Genomic DNA, 16,531 nt, shown 5'->3' on the forward strand with positions numbered 1-16,531 from the left:
GTGTTCAGCATCGGAGCCCTGATGAGCAACATTCTGACGACGACACCGCGAACCTCGGACACGTGCTCCCCGACATCGCAGAAGGCTTTCGAATCCTCGCTTTCCACGGCTAAGGGAAAGAGCCGGCAGTCGGCGGACAGCTCGTCCGCGACAGCGGCTTCCCCGCAGTCTCCGCCGCATTCGGGTGAGGCGGCGAAGCCGAGATCGGCGGGCGAGCGGGCGAGCCTTCACGGCCGCGACTCTCAGGAGGGGTCCAGCGGCGCCGGACAACATTCGGGCGACGCCAACACGGACATGCCGGGTCGGACCCAGCTTTCGGTCGGGCACGGCGGGACCGACGTCCCTTCCGGCTCCGCGCTTCAGCTCGGTGTATCGAAGACGGACGATCGGGCGCTTCCCGGTCACGACGATCGCTCCACCGCGCTGGCCGTGACGCCCCAAGGCGCCGAGGCGGCCGGGGTCGACGGCGCGAAATGGGGTCGCAATCACATGCCCCCGCCGAACTGGCCGGGGTGGCACAAGGGGCATGACTCCGCGGCGCCCCACCCCCGCGGCCATGCCCGGGCGTTTCAATACCCACCGTCCATGAGGCCGCATCCGCAGCCGGGCATGAAGGGTCCGGTGGGGCCTGGCCGGCCGAACCCGAGGGACCCCTTCGGGCGCGGGCCGATCGCGCCTCTTCCATTGACGACGAACGGCCCTCTGCCACCGCTCTCGGCGCTTTCCCCTAAATGGGACGGGCTCATGAAAGAGGTCGACGGACTTCAGAACGAGGTCCTGCTTGAGCAGATCGGTCGGATCGACAACCACTTCGAGTCTAATCCCGATTGCTTGTGGAGCAAAGGCGTCAATCTGACGCCGGCACAAAAGGTTCGTTACCTCTACGATCTCCAGTCGAGCCTCGGACGCTATGTCGGGCTCAAGGAAGAGGTCGCGCAGAAGAGTCCGAAGGCGGTCTTCACGAACGACAAGGAGACCTTACGATCGTTCCATATGCGGATCGATCGGTTACAGAACGACCCTGCCATTCAAAGCTGGATGCGAAACACCTTCGCTCCGGCCATGGCGCAGAAGATCTACGACACGCCCCCGATCCGGCAGATGCTTCTCGAAACCATGAAGTCCGATGTCGTGGACGGAGGCATTCTTAAGACCGCGACGGCGCATGGCGTCAAGGCAGGCGACGCCGTTCGGCTGCATATGCGCGAGTACGGGCTGCTGCAGAGCATGATGACGCCTGCGGATCTGAAGTATTATTCGCAAGGAGCCGCCGACGCGCTGGGACATTTCATCGATGGCTTCATGTCGCCGAACCATATCGATCGGCTGACCGCGACCCAGATGCAGGCGCATTATGGGATGGACTACAATAAGGGGCTCGGCTCGCTGGACATGACGGCCGATCCGGGCATTCGCTCGCTGGCCCAGGACACGCATCAAAGCGACGCCAAAGTTCGTGCGGATCTCGGCGCGCTCGTCAACGCGACTCTCGGATACGTCCGCAAGGGCCTCAAATACAGCGAAGCCCTCGACAAGGCGAAGATCTCGTCGGTCGAATGGCAACAAGTGCCGGCAGGGATTCGGGACGCCTACAGTAAGGGTCTTTTCCACCTTGCCAACATGGTGACGAGCGGCGGAGCCGTCGCGCTGAAGGTGCTTGCCGGGAAACCAGTATCCGACTTCGATCGGGCGGCATTGGCGTTCCAATGCATGGTCGTCGCGGGGCTGGGCTTCGATAGCGCCAGTAAGATGGGACCGGCCTATGCCGGGCTACCAAAGGATACAGGCCGTTTTAGCGGCGCCAATCTCGGCGGGGTGGGCTCGCTTTTGGGAGGGCTGGGAGGTGCCGTCGCCAGCTTCATGGGCTTGGTGAAAAGCGTCAAGAACGGGGACCCTGCCAGCGCCACCTTGGGCGCCATCGCGGGAGTTTCCGGCGCGCTCGGCTCCGCCGCGTCACTTGCGGAAGGGGCCATGTATTTCGCGGGCGTATCCAGGCTCGACGCTTTCGGCCCATTGAAGTCCGCTTTCTCCGCGATCAGCCGGGCTGTACCGATGAGCGCCTACGATTACGATAGCGCGGCCGCCCGCTTGGCCGCCCGCTACGAATGGAAGGGCCCGAGCCTCGTTCTCGAACGCGTGGGACTTGCCGCCATCGGCGAAGTTACGGCCGGTCTTTCCGATATCGTCGCTCTAGCCCTTGTCTTCTACGACACGTTCAAGGGCGAAATTGCAAGGTCCAGGCAGAATGCAGCCGTCTGGAACGATGTGAACGGGTCTCTGACCCGACTTTTTGGGTCCGGACGCAACATTCACGTCGATTATCCAAACTACAATCCAAAGCCGGGTCCAGGACATCCAAACTGAGCGCGCCCTCGGAGCGCCGATGCTGGGTCCGGCGCGCCACCGGACCTGCCATGACCTTGCAGGTGCCAAGACCTACGCGGCCATGGCCTGAACGACGCGCTCGAAGAAGCGGAGCTGGATGTAGCGGCCGGGAACGGCGGCGTCGAAAACCTCGTCCGCGAGCGGCGACTGCGTCATGATCGGAACGCAAAATCCGGCTCGGACGCGCTGCGTCCGGGCCGCGCCCTCGAGCAGGGCAAGGACCACCGGCACGGAGGTCATGCCGGCGCCGTAGTAGAGCCCGACGAGCCGGGTGCCGGAATCCAGCCAGAAGGTCGGCTCCGCCTCGCTCGACAGATCCTGCGGCGGCATGTCGCCGAGATCGTGCGCGAAGCTCTTGCGGCCCTTCCTCAGCTCCGGACTGCCGAACTCCTCCTTCTGTTCGCGCTTGAATTCGGTCTGCGTCATGCGCTGGTCGTGGCGGAACAGAGCACGGCTGATGCCGAGATCCACGAAACCGGCCAGGATCAGCGTCGCGCATCCGATCAGGGGTGATGGCACCGAAGAGATGCAGGCCGGTCCGCAGGACGCAGGCGTCCCCGCAAAGCGGCGCCCAAATCGCCGTATTGAAGAGAAACATCCCGATCAGGACCCCGCTGCCGCCGACGATCGCCACCTTGATCAGCGATTTCAGGAGTTCGGACAGCGCCTTGATCTCGAAGAACCGCTTCAGGCCCTTGATCGGATCGAGCCGCGTGAAGTTGGGCGCGACGCGCATGGGCGGAGGCGGGACCACGGCAGGGGAATGCCCGTCAGACCCGCGCGCCTTCCTTGCGACTGCCCACATGAAGCCGACCAGTTCACGGGCGATCGCGGTGCAGACGACCGTTGTCCGTTTGCCTCGAGCGCTCAGGATGCGGTAGCGGGCTGTCAGGCGGGACTGCGCCTTCCAGGCGATCTCACACACCTTCGGTGACGCCTGCTCCAATCGGTATACGCTTCGCCTTCCCGACCTTGGGCGGATGTCGATAGGTCCAGGCGCTCTCGACCAACATGTGGCGAACCCGCCCGTTGCCTGCCTTTGTGATGCCGCCGCGCCGGACAGTCTCCCCCGGTTGAGCGCTCGCCGGGAACCAGACCGAGATATCCCAAAGCTGACGCGGGCTTTCGAACCGGCTGGCGTCGCCGACTTCGGTGACGAACGTGACGGCGACAATCAGGTTGTGATTTTTCGTGGAATGAGGGCTCTGACGCACTCTCGCTGCGGCCACAGCCTAAGTTGCACCGACGAGGCGCGCCTGGAGCAGATCAATCTTGGCGCGGCCGTACATTTGCCGCTTGATGAGTTTGAGCTTGGTGATCTGGCCTTCGGTCTGGCCATTCGACCACGGAGAGATAATGGCGTTGCGCACTGCGGCGATGTCCTTCTCGACCCCGTTTGCAAAGGAGCCGACGAGGCTTGCTTTCGCGCCCTCGAGCCAAGCGCTCAGTTTTGCGACCGCCTTTGATCGGATCATCTGCTGAAAGTCGTCGATCAGCGTTCGCGCGGTGACGAGGTCAGGAACATTGCTCTCGATTGCCGCGATCAGTACAGCGTCCGATTTGGACAGGTCGTCACGCGCCAGCGTCATGAGCCTGGCGATGCTTCGTGCCGAAGGCGTGCGGGCAAGTGCGCTTTGATCGGCCCTTTCAGCAAGGCGTCTGCGCCGCGCCCATTCAGAGACGACGCCGATCTGGCCACGAAAGCCTTTCTTGCGCATTTCGCGCCAGAGCGCCGAAGCATTGCGCGCGCCTTGGTCCCAGCGGCCGTCAAGCCAGGGAAGCCATTCCTCGAGCGAACTCTGCCGGACGCGGAACATGTCGGAGCGCTGACCGCGCAGGACGCTGCGGACGAGCTTGCGGCTATGTCCGGTACGTTTGACGATCTGCTTGATCGGCACACCCTGCTTCGACAATTCCAGAATGGCCTCGTTTGTCTCCTGGCGACGCAGATATCCTTCATATTGCAGCCGTTCGGCATAGGTGAGAAGCTTTGGATCGATGATGGTGCTGCCGACGGTCTTTCGGATCTGCCGCATGGACTTGCTGACTGCATCAAGGAAAGCGCGGCTGGCGTTTTCCATCAGATGCCAGCGGTCGGCCACCTGATCGGCATGAGGCAAGGCCTTAGCGATCGCCTCGCCGTATCCGCCACCCCGATCGCGAGCGACAGTCATAATGGAAGATGGTTCGCCAGCCAAGCCTGCGATGTCGCCTGTTCGCGATCAGGCAGCAATGTCACTGGCCTGCGGCGCTCAAGATCGCAGACAATCGTTCCGTATCGTTGGCCGCGCCGGAACAGTCGTCGATGCCGATGATGGCGAGCTTATCGCGCGGCTGTTCGGTCCGCCGGCGCACGACACGCAACAGGGTATCATTGCTCACCGGCATCATCAGGCGATCGGCAAAGGCGGCTGCAGGCCTGCCGCCCAGCGCCAGTCCCAAGTGGTGAACGATGGTCTCAAGGCGTCCGGTTCTTCGCGACAACGGCCCAAGGCGCCAAACCGTTCGGCAAAAATGCGGCGGCGGCAAAGAACGGCGTCGCACCAGAAACGGCGAACCGTTACCCGCAAGACCACCCGCCGGCCAGCGATGGGCAGATCGGCGGCTTGCCGCATATATCGGCTCTGGGTCCGGCGTGAACTCGTCCCGCAGCACGGGCACGTTGCCGAAAGCGCCGTAGCGCGCACGTCAAGAAATACACAGTCCGTGTTGATTTCGGCATCCTCGACGAGCAACCCCGCCGGCGCCAGTCTCGTCGACCCAAATCTCTGTTCCATCGCGCTGATTCCCTCTTGTCACTTTGCAGTTAATGATGAGAATGTCTTGTCAACGATTTCAGTATGTTAGCCATACACCTAATTTGAGAATGTGCACTTAATTTGATAATCGAGCCCGGCCATTGGCATTTAATGTGAAAATCAACGTCAACACCTTACCGGCCTCGTATTTCTCGAAGACGGCGTATGGAATTCAAATGAGAACCCGAACTTCCAGATTCTCAAATTAAATGCCAATCCTGACCGAAACGACTGCATCCTTACAGTTAACTGCCAAGCGACACCGTAGCATTGAAGCGCCCCGTCGCAGGATCAACAACCCCAATTCTCCCGAACCAGAATTGAGCATCCAGAGTCGCCCCTAGCAAGAACAGGGTGCTCGGCTCGTCCTTCTCGACGAGACCCGTCACGCGATCAGGAACGGATCGTCGTGATAGATGAAGACGTCGGTGAGAGGGACTTGCGCATCAGGGACCGCGAACAAGCCTTCGGCCCCCTCCTGCCGAGAGGCGTAGGAATACTGATCAGCATCGGGGATGGCCGGATCGTTGTCCACCCCGAGACCGCTATAGTACCCGGAGGACCGGAAAAAATTCCAGTTTACGACAACCCCTTCCGTGCCCACTTCGGGCTGGTTCACGTAGGCGATCTTGTCGATGCCCGGTTCGTACCCATTGATCACGGCCGAATTGGACTCAGCCCCGGGAGACACCTCGGTGAATTCCATCACGAAGATGTCTGTCTGCCCCGGCGTCCCGAAGAGATTGTCGAAGGCGACGGTCGGATCCTGTCGAACGACATTCCCTTCAGGAACTGCGGGTTCCGATGGGATGATGGCGCTGATTTCAGTTGGGAACGGGTCATCGCTGAATACCAGGACATCGGTCGGCTGGACCTCCGCTTCATAAACGGATGCCGCAGCGGTACGAGAGATGTCAGTATCCGAACTCAAAGAGACATCACTATCAGTGATCCCTGGATCACCTCCAAAGTCGCCGTGGCCGACGCCCCTGCTCGTTGCAGTTGGAGCCGTCTCCACGTTCACAAAGGCAATCTTATCCAGACGGGTTCGAATCCTACTACGTCGGCGACCGTAATCTGACCATCGACGGTTACGCTGGACAGATCGAACACGAAAATATCCTGCTCCCCTGGCGTCCCGGTTAGAACGTCCCGCCAGACGGTAGGATCGTCCCGGAGGACGTTCGCCGCCGGTTCATTGTCGAAATTTATCGTGGCAGTGGCAATGCCGGTGTCACTTCCGCCACTCGAGATGCCATCACCGTCCTTGACTGTGACCGTCACGACGACGGTGAGATGCTGACCGAGATGTCGCGATCCTGGGTTGGGTCGCGGATCGCGCGCCGGAGCTCGCGCCGCACGGTGTGCTTCGTGATCGCCGTGGCCGCGATCGCTGGTCACAGGCCGTCGCGATAGTTGTGATTGCCGCCGTTGTCGGTTCGTAATTCTTCATACGAATTTCCCCGATGTGCGTGACGATGACGGAGGCGACGATTACGACACCACGCGCCTCTAGGCTGCCGCCGTTGCGGCGGTTTGTTTGGTTTTATGGATTTTGATAGGGGAGAGTTAGGCCGTCGTCTTATTTGACGCCGATCGCAATGAGACGGGGCAGACGCAATCGAAATAGTCGGACGGCAGCAGAAGTCACCCTCCAGTAAACTCGTGCTATTTCTCGGGACACCAAAGAAATGGAAAGGCTACGCTTCGCCTTGTTGGGCCGGGCAATCACCGATGGAAACCGTGGATTGGCAGTAAAGCGGTCCTGTTCACATAATGCTGGGCCAATTTTGTAGAACTTAAGGCCAGGGATGTCATTGAACAGGCTTTGGTCGAAATCCCGTCTTATTTCCGTGAAGGTTGCATATAGGTTTGCGGCGCAATCGCGCGAAATGATATAGCCTGCGGTCCCGCAGAAATTTGAGATTGCTCGGTAGAGATTCCGCCCAAAAACTTTCTGCCCAGCGTCGATGCCCCAGAAACGCTTACCCAACTTTTCGATATGAACAATGTCGGCATCAGCCGGGATCCATGATGAGTCAACCAAGAATGCCGATAAGTCCGCACTGAGATGCGCGTCGTCCTCAAAAATGGCCACATACTCATCAGGGCCGCTGGCGATTTCATTCCAGACGGCGCGATGGCTGTAGAAGCATGCGACAGTGGACTTTGATACCCCGAAACGAAGGGCCACACTCTCTTCAATCGCATCGCTAGCAATCGCGTCGAACCGCTCGATATTCAGCCCTAACCGTACCGCTTGCGCGTCGAACCAGTCCCGACGATCGGTCGAAGATGCCAAATTGATATAGAGTGCCCGCATTCAGGCGATTTATCCCAAATGCGGGCGATTTGGAACTACTTTATCTGACTCTGTCCACCAAGGCTCCATCCACGACGACTGCATCGCTGCGGCGATCGTGCCTGTCTGAGCCGGATTGCCAAGTAGCGGGTCGCCAGGCAAGGAAAGAATCTCGGCTGATCTCGAGGCGCTCACCTTGAAGCATGAGTTCTTTTCCGAGTTTGACCTGCTTGGCACCCGGAATGTCTTCTGTGGATAGCTCCCGCGTTGCAAGAGGTAATTCGACATTTTGGCGCATTGGTCGGGTGCAGTCTTCTGTCCGGCCTGTTGATGCAGCTAGATGGAGCTGCTGGCCCTGATGGGGTCGGCGAACTGGGTCCCAATCTGCTTATCAGGCTATGACGCCTCGGACATTCGACGGGTTGTCCCTGTTCCCGGCCTGACCGGTCTCGCCATCACATCGCGTCGCTCTCACAACCTCGTGGAGCGTTTGATCGGCTCGAACTGTTTTCTGCCTTAAGAACTGTCTTCTTGACGACCTTACCCGCCAGGTTTGGGGCATGGCGAGCTTGATAGGTCTCGCCGCGTACCATGATCGCCCAGACAACACGGGCCATCTTGTTCGCCATGGCCACACTGGCCAAGCGCACGGGTTTCCTGGCGAGCAACGCGACAAGCCGAGGATCCGCTCTCTCCGGTTTGTATCTCGCCCGACGGATTAACGATGTCGCGCCGACCACCAACAGCATTCTCAGATACACCGGTCGCCCATCTTGGTGATGCGGCCGAGCCGATCCTTGCCGCCGCTCGAGTTTTGTGAAGGTGTCAGCCCGAGCCAGGCAGCAAACTCTCGACCCGAGCGGAACTGTCCCGGATCGGCAACGGATCGTCGACAAGCGTCGTGCCACGTCGTCACCTCGTTGCAGAGCGCTGATCGCACGGTCGATCGGCTGGAGACGGCATGAGTGTCGAGCACCTGTTCGCACAAGAGGCCGAGGACCTGCGTCGCCTTGGCCGGGACTTCCGGCACCGCTTCACCGGCGTTGATCTGGCGCGCCAGCCCGAGCGCCCGCTCCAATCCTTGGGAATGTCGATGCCGAACTCTGCCAGCAGCCCGCGGATCATGTTCACCAGTTGCGTCCGCTGCTTGACCAGAAGACTGCGTGTGTGGTGAAGCGACAAGGCCGCCTGTTGCTCGGCCCTCGTTGCCACGAAGCGCATGGTCGGGCGTGTCACCGCTTCGCAGATCGCCTCCGCGTCCACCGCATCGTTCTTGCCGCGCTTCACATAGGGTTCACATGAGGAGGATTGGATCAATATGGAATTTCAGGTCATCGTTTTCTCCTCTGGTGTTTCGGATCCAAGGTCCGAACCCTTCATTGGAACGCGGGTCGCAGTCGACCTGCGCGCTCAAGCTCACATGCGGTCGCCGAAATAACGGCTGCACCAGAATTCCGCATCCTGCGGACAGGGCTCGGGAGGACGGGACCATTCTTAACTACGGCGTGCGAGGCCAAACCCTACGCCGGTTCGTCCCCCCGGATCCGCCGGAACTGATCGGGTTCCGGTGGAATTGGTTTCAGTTTTCCGGGTGGCGGTCAGGCGGCCTTCATTCTGGCGCCCTCGATCACGACACCGCCGGTGACGTACTTCCACAGAGCGACAAGCAGTTTGCGCGCCAGAGCGACGATCGTGACTTTCCTGGTGCGTGGGCCGAACCGGCGGACCCTCTCGTGATACCAGCATGCAAGCGCCGAACCCGGCTGATGCCGCAGCCAGAGCCAGGCCATTTCCACGGCAGTGGCGCGCAAACGGGGATTGCCCGCCTTCGAGACACCCTGTTCGTGGTTGATCGTGCCACTCTTCCAGGGCGTGGGCGCAAGACCGGCATAGGCCGCGACCTGGCGCCTGTTCGCGAAGTTCCGGAACAGGCCTTCGGACCACAAGGCGCCGGCAAAACCGGGGCCAATGCCCTTGAGCTCGAGCAACATCCGAACCGGCTCCAGTGCGGAACCGGCGGCCGGAGCCTCCTCCAAGAGCGCATCACGCTCCGCCTTCACGGCCTCGATCTGCCGGTTCAGCAGCTCGATGACTTCCAGCTCGCGCAGGGCCAGCGTCTTGAGATGTTTCGGAAGCGGCCGCCCGTCTCCGGTGCGCAGAGCCTCCAGGCGTTCCCGGCGGTCCTTGTTCCGAGGCTCGTACCCGCCGATCCCTTGCGCGAAGAACAGACCCTTCAACCGGTTTACATGACGGATACGCTCTCCGATCAGAGTCTTCAGTTCCCGGCAAAGGCGCCGACGATCCTCTTCTTCCGGTGTCGGTACGCAAACCATCGAACAGACCCGCGGTTCGCCCCTTTTCCACGCCATGAGTGTGCGAACAAGCGCCTCCCCGTCGATCCGATCTGTCTTGGCGCGGCGATGCCGGCGCGAAACCGCGATCGAAGCTGGGTCAACGACGTGGCTCTCGATCCCTTCCGCGACCAGGGCGCGGTGAATCCAGAACCCGTCCAGTCCGGCTTCCTGGATCACGATCACTGGGACAATCCGGCCGGTCCGGCGGTGGACATGGCGTTGCAGATCCGAAAACCGCTCCAGCAGCCCCGGCATATCCCCACCCCGCACCTGATGCCTCGACAGCTTGGACCCCACGGGGGCCGCAAGGGTGGTCACCAGCCACGTCGAGCGGCTGAGCTCCAGAGAAACGAAAATCGCGCCGCACTCAACGGTCGCAATCGTATGTGTGGTGGTCATTCTGGCAGTCTGCATGGCAAAGGTCTCCATCGAGAAAGTGAGCGACCCAACTCTTCCAGAGCTAGGCGCGCGCGTCTCCTCCTCATGGAATCTTCACGTAGCTCGGCGGCATCAAGCGGACCTCATGGCCGAGCTCCGTCAGTTCTCGAGCCCAATAGTGTGATGTTCCGCAGGCCTCCATGCCGATCAGGCAGGACGGCAACTTGGTGAAGAACGGCAGCACCTGCGACCGTCGCTGTGCTTTGCGAACGACAACGCTCCCAGACGCGTCGACGGCATGAACTTGAAAAATGCGCTTGGCCAGATCAAGGCCCACGGTGGTAATCTGCATGGCGGATGGCTCCTTTGCTCGGGTTGCCTGACAGCAAACCCACTGTGGCACTCAGGTGCCGGAAGCGGGAGCCATCCACCTCATCTGCTTTCGGACAACAGCAAAGCTTGCCCCTGCGGCTGACACGTGGCGCAAAGCTGCCATTGAAGTCGCGTTGCGACGTGCGGATCGGACGCAAGGACTGCTTCGTCGATACTGGCGGGGTCGATCTTATGATGTTCCGCCCACGCATTCAGATTGGGTTTCAGTAATCCAGATTGGCGCGTCATCGTTCGGATACCGATGCACCGATGGTCTCGTTAATTCTCGACGTTGTCTGCTAAGTGCCAAGCACACATATCGCTCGGGTAACCTTGCCATCCTCCTCGCGATGGGGGGGACTCGCCGGTGAGTTCGGTCTTCTGGCCGCTTCTGGCTTGGCCTTGACAACGCCCGCACCCTGGCGGCAACTGCATCGGCTTGGAAAGGGAAAACGGCGGGAAAACAATGCGAGTGACGCTCATTCTGAGAGGCGTGATACCCTGTCGGGGTTACGGCGGAATTCAACGTCAGGTCGATTGGCTGGCAACAGAGTTGGTCCGTCTTGGGCATCATGTTGTGCTGATAGCCGGAGCTGGGTCCAGTCATCCGCTGTGCGAGGTCCGCCACGCCTCGACTGACGTCGAATGCCGGGCGGCTATTCCGCGCGACACGCAAATCGTCCATACGCACAGTTGGCCCGTAGAGGTGCCATTCCCAACTCTGAATTCGCAACGCGGCTTCTTGCCGGATCTGGCCATGCCGCTTCCGAACTGGAGCTTTCTCAGTGGCAGCCACGCCGCCCAACATGGACGGAAAACGTTTGTCTACAATGGCTTCCCTGTTGACGATTATCATCTGTCGACTTCGAAGAACCGTCGCCTTCTGTTTCTCGCCGGCATCGCGCGGTCGAGCAAGGGCCTCAACCGCGCCGTGGATCTCGCCAAGCGGTTCGATTTCGGGCTCGATATTGCTGGCGGCTCGCGTTGGAAGCTATTGGGTCGCAGCCAGACCCGCCGAGATGGCGTGTTTTTCAAGAGCCTTGGCCGCCGATACTGCTTTCACGGTATCGTCGATGGTGAGCCCAAGCTTCGTCTTCTTGGAGAGGCGCGCGCCTTTCTCAACCCGATCGCCTGGGAAGAGCCGTTCGGCAATGCGCCAGTCGAAGCCATGCTGTGCGGCACCCCGGTATTGACGACGCCACGGGGAGCGCTGCCCGAGACAGTCGATGCCGACAGCGGGCGTTTCTTTGAGACTGACGAAGAATTTGCGGCCGCACTTGAGGCCATCGAGGAACTTACACCTCAACAGTGCCGCGAATCTGCTGCGACGAGGTTTCCAATCCAAAAGACGGCACGGGGCTACCTGGACCTCTACGCCCGAATCCTTGATGGTGAAGCGCTTCCTTGACAAAAGACGTCGGTCTTCATTTGTTGTGGCCAAATCGGCTCAAGCCTGCTTGTCAAACATGGTGCCCAAAGGTGAGAAACAAACACACGCTGGCTCGGAGGAGCAGGATTTTTTACCTTGCGATCCCCGCAACGCGCTCGGGATATTGCGCAGCCATCATGCACCGATCCGCATGGTCGGCAAAAACCGAGCTGACCTGTTCGGCGTCAAACCGGGATCTTCGTTTGCGCTTCTCGTCATTGATGAGGAAGCCGGTGATGGCATCGAGCTTTCGGGTGATGCTTTTGAGGGCGAATCGCGGCTGCCGGGCGAAATGGCCGGCCCAAGGCGTATCCTTTGCGAGTTGGCGATAGATGGCCAAGGCTTCGGGCTCGACGCCGATTGAACGCTGCGACCAGGGTTTACCCCGGGTGAAGTGGCGCGCAAACGACTTGCTGAACGATATCTGACTGCTGAAATTCGTCATGACGTTCCAGTAGGGGTGCATCGTCTGCCATCTGTCTTCAAAGGCAACGTTGAGTGCACCTTGGTCCATGCCGTAGGTATGCTGCGAAGAGAGCTCCCGAGTCCTCGCCAATAATCCCTCTCGCCGCACCAGCGGCATGTTGAATACCAGCACGCCCGCATTGAATTTCGGTGCGCCCGGCTTCATCGGCAGGTGCTTCCGGTACTTCGCGTCGAAGTAGCTCTGTTCGTCGTGAGCGGCCAGCAACGGCGCGTGCAGTTGCGTGTGGGCGAGATCGGCTATCGATCGATTGAAGAGCACGTCGCTGTCGGCATAGACGATGCGATCGTATGGCTCGAACTCAGGCAATTGATCTGCGAACAGCCTGATATAGGTTGCCAAGGTCAGGTGGCCCGGATTGAAGTCCATCGCTTCCATGAATTTTGACACATCTAGGATGGTGACTCTATCGCCTAGCAGACGGTTGCCAGCCTCCAAATCGTTGTTCCTGACACCAGTCTGAAGGACAAAGCCCTTGATAGGGCCGGATACGTCCAATGCTCGGCGCGCAGCCAAGCAGGCGTACGGGAAATAGTTTTGATCGGCAGCGAAAAAGAAACACGGATTTTGCGGCATATATAGACTCACCTCGGAGCGTATGCTCATCAACTGCTTTGCTTGCTGTCGCGGGTGCGGAAAGCTGTAACGTAGCTCTCTTGACTTCTCATGGCTGAAAGAAGGCGAGCACCGGCAGATCGGTGATACGGCGACTGCCGCCACCGCATCAGCCGATAGAACTCGAAAACGAGCCGATCAGGAGCGCACGAACCGAACCGGCCCAGTTTGCGGATTCGTCTCATGCCGCCATCCACGACGACTGCATCGCTGCGGCGATCGTGCCTGTCTGAGCCGGATTGCCAAGTAGCGGGTCGCCAGGCTGGATGCCCGTCCCTGACGGAGACGTTGCTGGATGGAACCCGGCCATGGCGGCGACAAGGGTTGCCACGTCGGAGTGGTTGAGTACCTTTCCATCGCCGGACTTTATCGTCTCGACGACGTTTCCGGGACCGGCGAACCAGTTGCTGATCGTCACTTTGTCGGTTGTTCCCAGCACCGACACGACGAGGTTGTTGCCCTGCTGGCTGAACCACAATTCGTTCGCGTCGATGCCGGCCCCGAAATCAGCACGCGTCTGGCGAGCATTGACTCCGAGGATTAGCCCGCTCGAACTGGCGCTCCCGGCGCCCGTGCTCGGGTGCGACCAGACAGACGACGCTTTCGTGCAGGCTGTCGGAGGCTCTGCAACCGCCTGCACGAACAAGACGCACGGACGGTGAAGCGAAAAGCGAATATTTCTTACCTCGCGCCGGATATGCACTCTGCAGTTGGCGCATCGAGTGCACATCGAGAATCACCTGAGATTGAATGTCAGTAACAAGGGTCCGGCTTTTCAGGCCGGATTCCACACTGCAATCTTATTGCGACTTTGATCCTGCCCCAGGTCGGTCAACCCGGTTCCGAAACAGCACAATGCGCCAGAAGCAGTCGTTTGATCCTTATAGCCAAGAGGCTGCTTAGCTGGTTAGCGGATGTCCGTCGCGCCGTACGCTTACATCGGGGAATTGCCGCACAATCCACATGAGCCGGAATTCTTCGTCCTCTGGCGAGTTTGACCCCAACCAGTCTACCTGCATTTGGCCCCTCAGGAATGATTGCGCCTAGCAAGACGTCACGGCGACGTTCGCTCTATTTGGATAAGACTGTCTTCTGGCATCAAAGGCGTGGGCATCCCTCAAATGCGCGCTATTCACGCTACGGAGTTCTTATAAATAGAGCGGAGCATGTGTTGGCGGACAATGGCAATGGTACGTGTCTCACACCCAGATAGCTCACAGGATCATTGAGTGCTGCGCTGGTAACGAGGAGGTAGCGGGCACGCCAGCGCTGGATGTTGTTTTCGGCGTGGCTCGCCTCCGCCACGTCGCTGCGGCTGATCGCGATGAAAATCCGGTCATGCCCTGCGCTCTCAAGGGCCGGAGCGAGCTGATCGTTCCAGGGACGGCTATCCGGCTCAAACTTGAAGCGCCCCCAAGGATCTTCAATGTCGTAGAGCACCGGGGGCACCGTCGTGTCGGTCCGCAGCTGATCCGGGCCATGGGTGATGTGGACGCGCTTGAGATCAGGGATGCCGCCCTTGAGGTGAAGTGATCCTGATAATGGAATGGAACAACAGAAGCAGGCGCGATCTCATCTGGCGTGGCATGAGATGATGGGCGAGAGATGATGACACTGAAGGAGCCGGGGAAGCTTACGGCGTCAATTTCTATGTCTGCGCCTATGTCTGATGACAGAAGTCTGCATGTTCTGAGGCGGCTCCGAACCGGCTGGACCGACGATGACGTCGGCACCGTCGACATGATCCGGCAGGCCGGCAAGTCCAAGAGCTGCATGTGGCGTTGGCAGAGCGCTTCGCCGCCGAAGGCTTCAAGGGCTGTTGCGACAAGACGCGGCCCTCGCGTATTGCGGCGCTCGGGCCCGAAGCCCTGCCGAGCGCGGTTCTGATACGCCATGAGAGGAATGGGATGACGGGCCAGAATTGTGAAATATATTGCGGAATTATGCGATTTTAGACATTTCCGTAACAAATAAAGTTAACATTCTTTCACTTGAATTTTGGGGCTTGTTATTCAATTAACTAGGACGCCCGAACCCGGCAAGATCAAGCGGGTTAGTCGAAATCCAATTTTGCTGGTTCTTGTTGAGGGATGAGACGTTACGCATCTTGCGCGAAGCTGCAAATGATTTTGTAATTTTATACATAATGGTTCTTTAAGGAGTTGTTGGCATGCGCGTAGAAAACGATCATTGCGATGTGATCGGTGTGTCGGTCGCTCCCACGCAACTTGATAGTCTGTCTGCTGCGATTCTGCAGCAGGGGGGGATGGCGCGAGTGTCGCTGCCAGGCAATGTGGTGACCTGGGCGGCAGGCCGTCACCAGACGCTCAGGCGGATGCTTTCCGACCAGCGTTTCAACAGGGACTGGCGACAGTGGCGGGCGCTGCAGGACGGCGAGATTCCCGAGGATCATCCGCTGATCGGGATGTGCAAAGTGGACAACATGGTCACGGCGCATGGCGCCGATCACCGGCGCTTGCGCGGCCTGCTGTCCAGGAGCTTCGCGCCCAGTCGTATCGCCTTGCTGGCGCCACGGATCGAACAATGCGTCGATCGACTCCTGGCCGAGATGGCGCAGCGCGGCGGCAGTGCCGATCTGATGTGCGAGTTCGCCGTTCCGCTGCCCACCAACGTGATCGCCGAACTGTTCGGTTTGCCGGACGAACAGCGCGAGGAGATCGTCGCGCTCACCTACAGCCGGGCCAACACCTCCGCCACAGCCGCAGAGGTGCGACAGACGCGGCAGCGCATCCCGGAGTTCTTCCGTCGCCTGATCGCGCTCAAGCGGGGCCAGCTCGGCGACGATCTGGCTTCGGCCCTGATCGTCGCGCGCGACAACGGCGAGCTCGTTTCGGACACCGAGCTCATCGACATGCTGTTCATGGTGCTCTCTGCGGGCTTCGTGACCACCACCGGCGTCATCGGCAATGGCGTGCTGGCATTGCTGACCCATCCGCAGCAACTGCACCTGGTGCGCAGCGGCCAAGTTCCGTGGTCACAGGCGATCGAGGAGATCCTGCGCTGGGGCAGCGCAGTGGCCAATCTGCCTTTCCGCTATGCCACCCAGGACGTGGAGATCGACGGATGCATGGTCCGCCGCGGCGACGCCGTCCTGATGGCGTTCCATGCGGCGAACCGGGACGAAAAGGCCTTCGGTCCCGGCGCCGACAGGTTCGATGTTACCCGGCGGCATAACCCTCATCTGTCGTTCGGCGAGGGGCCGCATTCCTGCCTGGGCGCTGAGCTGGCGCGCCTGGAATTGCGCTACGCCTTCCCCGCGCTGTTCGGGCGGCTGGAGGATCTGGCGCTGACCATCGCCGCGGAGGACGTCATCTACATGCCGTCTTACGTCATTCGCTGCCCGCAGCGCCTGCCGGTCACCTTCCGCCCGTCCATCGCTTAGAGAGTGAAGTG

At 60.1% G+C, this 16,531-nt stretch carries 12 protein-coding genes and 4 pseudogenes; 3 read left to right on the plus strand and 13 right to left on the minus strand.

Annotated features, from left to right (window positions below):
• The first annotated feature begins 744 nt into the window (after positions 1 to 744).
• Positions 745 to 2,364, plus strand: a complete 1,620-nt coding sequence (locus tag RPG13_RS00360; RefSeq protein WP_292243082.1) for a hypothetical protein — start codon at positions 745 to 747, stop codon at positions 2,362 to 2,364.
• A gap of 72 nt (positions 2,365 to 2,436) precedes the next feature.
• Here the strand turns inward: RPG13_RS00360 and RPG13_RS00365 are convergent, their stop codons facing one another.
• The 10 genes and pseudogenes from RPG13_RS00365 to RPG13_RS00405 all read right to left on the minus strand — a co-directional run.
• A complete protein-coding gene (locus RPG13_RS00365; RefSeq protein WP_337124165.1) occupies positions 2,437 to 2,904 on the minus strand; it encodes an EscU/YscU/HrcU family type III secretion system export apparatus switch protein in 468 nt (155 codons plus the stop codon).
• Between the two features lie 94 nt (positions 2,905 to 2,998).
• Positions 2,999 to 3,190: pseudogene (locus RPG13_RS34875) on the minus strand (EscU/YscU/HrcU family type III secretion system export apparatus switch protein); the annotation flags it as partial.
• 112 nt (positions 3,191 to 3,302) lie between these two features.
• Complete coding sequence (locus RPG13_RS00370; RefSeq protein ID WP_337124166.1) at positions 3,303 to 3,599, minus strand: transposase; 297 nt, start codon at positions 3,597 to 3,599, stop codon at positions 3,303 to 3,305.
• Between the two features lie 18 nt (positions 3,600 to 3,617).
• A pseudogene (locus RPG13_RS00375) lies at positions 3,618 to 5,162 on the minus strand (ISL3 family transposase).
• 406 nt (positions 5,163 to 5,568) lie between these two features.
• The gene (locus RPG13_RS00380; RefSeq protein ID WP_287068848.1) at positions 5,569 to 6,207 is read right to left on the minus strand and encodes a hypothetical protein; all 639 of its coding nucleotides are present in this window, start codon (positions 6,205 to 6,207) and stop codon (positions 5,569 to 5,571) included.
• The gene (locus tag RPG13_RS00385; RefSeq protein WP_337124167.1) at positions 6,204 to 6,584 is read right to left on the minus strand and encodes a hypothetical protein; all 381 of its coding nucleotides are present in this window, start codon (positions 6,582 to 6,584) and stop codon (positions 6,204 to 6,206) included. Before RPG13_RS00385 ends, RPG13_RS00380 begins: the two co-directional genes overlap by 4 nt.
• A gap of 181 nt (positions 6,585 to 6,765) precedes the next feature.
• Positions 6,766 to 7,506 carry a glycosyltransferase family 25 protein gene (locus RPG13_RS00390; protein ID WP_337124168.1) on the minus strand — a complete coding sequence of 247 codons (741 nt, stop codon included), beginning with the start codon at positions 7,504 to 7,506 and terminating at the stop codon, positions 6,766 to 6,768.
• Positions 7,507 to 7,940: 434 nt separating this feature from the next.
• Positions 7,941 to 8,781 (minus strand): annotated as a pseudogene (locus tag RPG13_RS00395) (IS110 family transposase); the annotation flags it as partial.
• Positions 8,782 to 9,083: 302 nt separating this feature from the next.
• Positions 9,084 to 10,238, minus strand: coding sequence for an IS110 family transposase (locus RPG13_RS00400; protein WP_337126965.1), 1,155 nt, complete (start codon positions 10,236 to 10,238; stop codon positions 9,084 to 9,086).
• A 91-nt stretch (positions 10,239 to 10,329) separates the two neighbouring features.
• Positions 10,330 to 10,569, minus strand: a pseudogene (locus RPG13_RS00405) (IS110 family transposase); the annotation flags it as partial.
• A gap of 486 nt (positions 10,570 to 11,055) precedes the next feature.
• Here RPG13_RS00405 and RPG13_RS00410 point away from each other — a divergent pair.
• Positions 11,056 to 11,997: a glycosyltransferase gene (locus tag RPG13_RS00410; RefSeq protein ID WP_337124169.1), complete on the plus strand. Its 942-nt coding sequence runs from the start codon at positions 11,056 to 11,058 to the stop codon at positions 11,995 to 11,997.
• A 112-nt stretch (positions 11,998 to 12,109) separates the two neighbouring features.
• Here the strand turns inward: RPG13_RS00410 and RPG13_RS00415 are convergent, their stop codons facing one another.
• From RPG13_RS00415 to RPG13_RS00425, 3 genes are all read right to left on the minus strand, one after another.
• A complete protein-coding gene (locus RPG13_RS00415) occupies positions 12,110 to 13,108 on the minus strand; it encodes a glycosyltransferase family 8 protein (RefSeq protein WP_337124170.1) in 999 nt (332 codons plus the stop codon).
• A 190-nt stretch (positions 13,109 to 13,298) separates the two neighbouring features.
• A complete protein-coding gene (locus tag RPG13_RS00420) occupies positions 13,299 to 13,757 on the minus strand; it encodes a calcium-binding protein (RefSeq protein ID WP_337126966.1) in 459 nt (152 codons plus the stop codon).
• Between the two features lie 497 nt (positions 13,758 to 14,254).
• The gene (locus RPG13_RS00425) at positions 14,255 to 14,557 is read right to left on the minus strand and encodes a hypothetical protein (protein WP_337124171.1); all 303 of its coding nucleotides are present in this window, start codon (positions 14,555 to 14,557) and stop codon (positions 14,255 to 14,257) included.
• 730 nt (positions 14,558 to 15,287) lie between these two features.
• Between RPG13_RS00425 and RPG13_RS00430 the strand changes: the two genes are divergently transcribed.
• Positions 15,288 to 16,520, plus strand: coding sequence for a cytochrome P450 family protein (locus RPG13_RS00430; protein ID WP_337124172.1), 1,233 nt, complete (start codon positions 15,288 to 15,290; stop codon positions 16,518 to 16,520).
• The last annotated feature ends 11 nt before the right edge of the window (positions 16,521 to 16,531 follow it).

The organism is Mesorhizobium sp. ISC15 (genome assembly GCF_037162615.1).
Lineage (GTDB): Bacteria > Pseudomonadota > Alphaproteobacteria > Rhizobiales > Rhizobiaceae > Mesorhizobium > Mesorhizobium mediterraneum.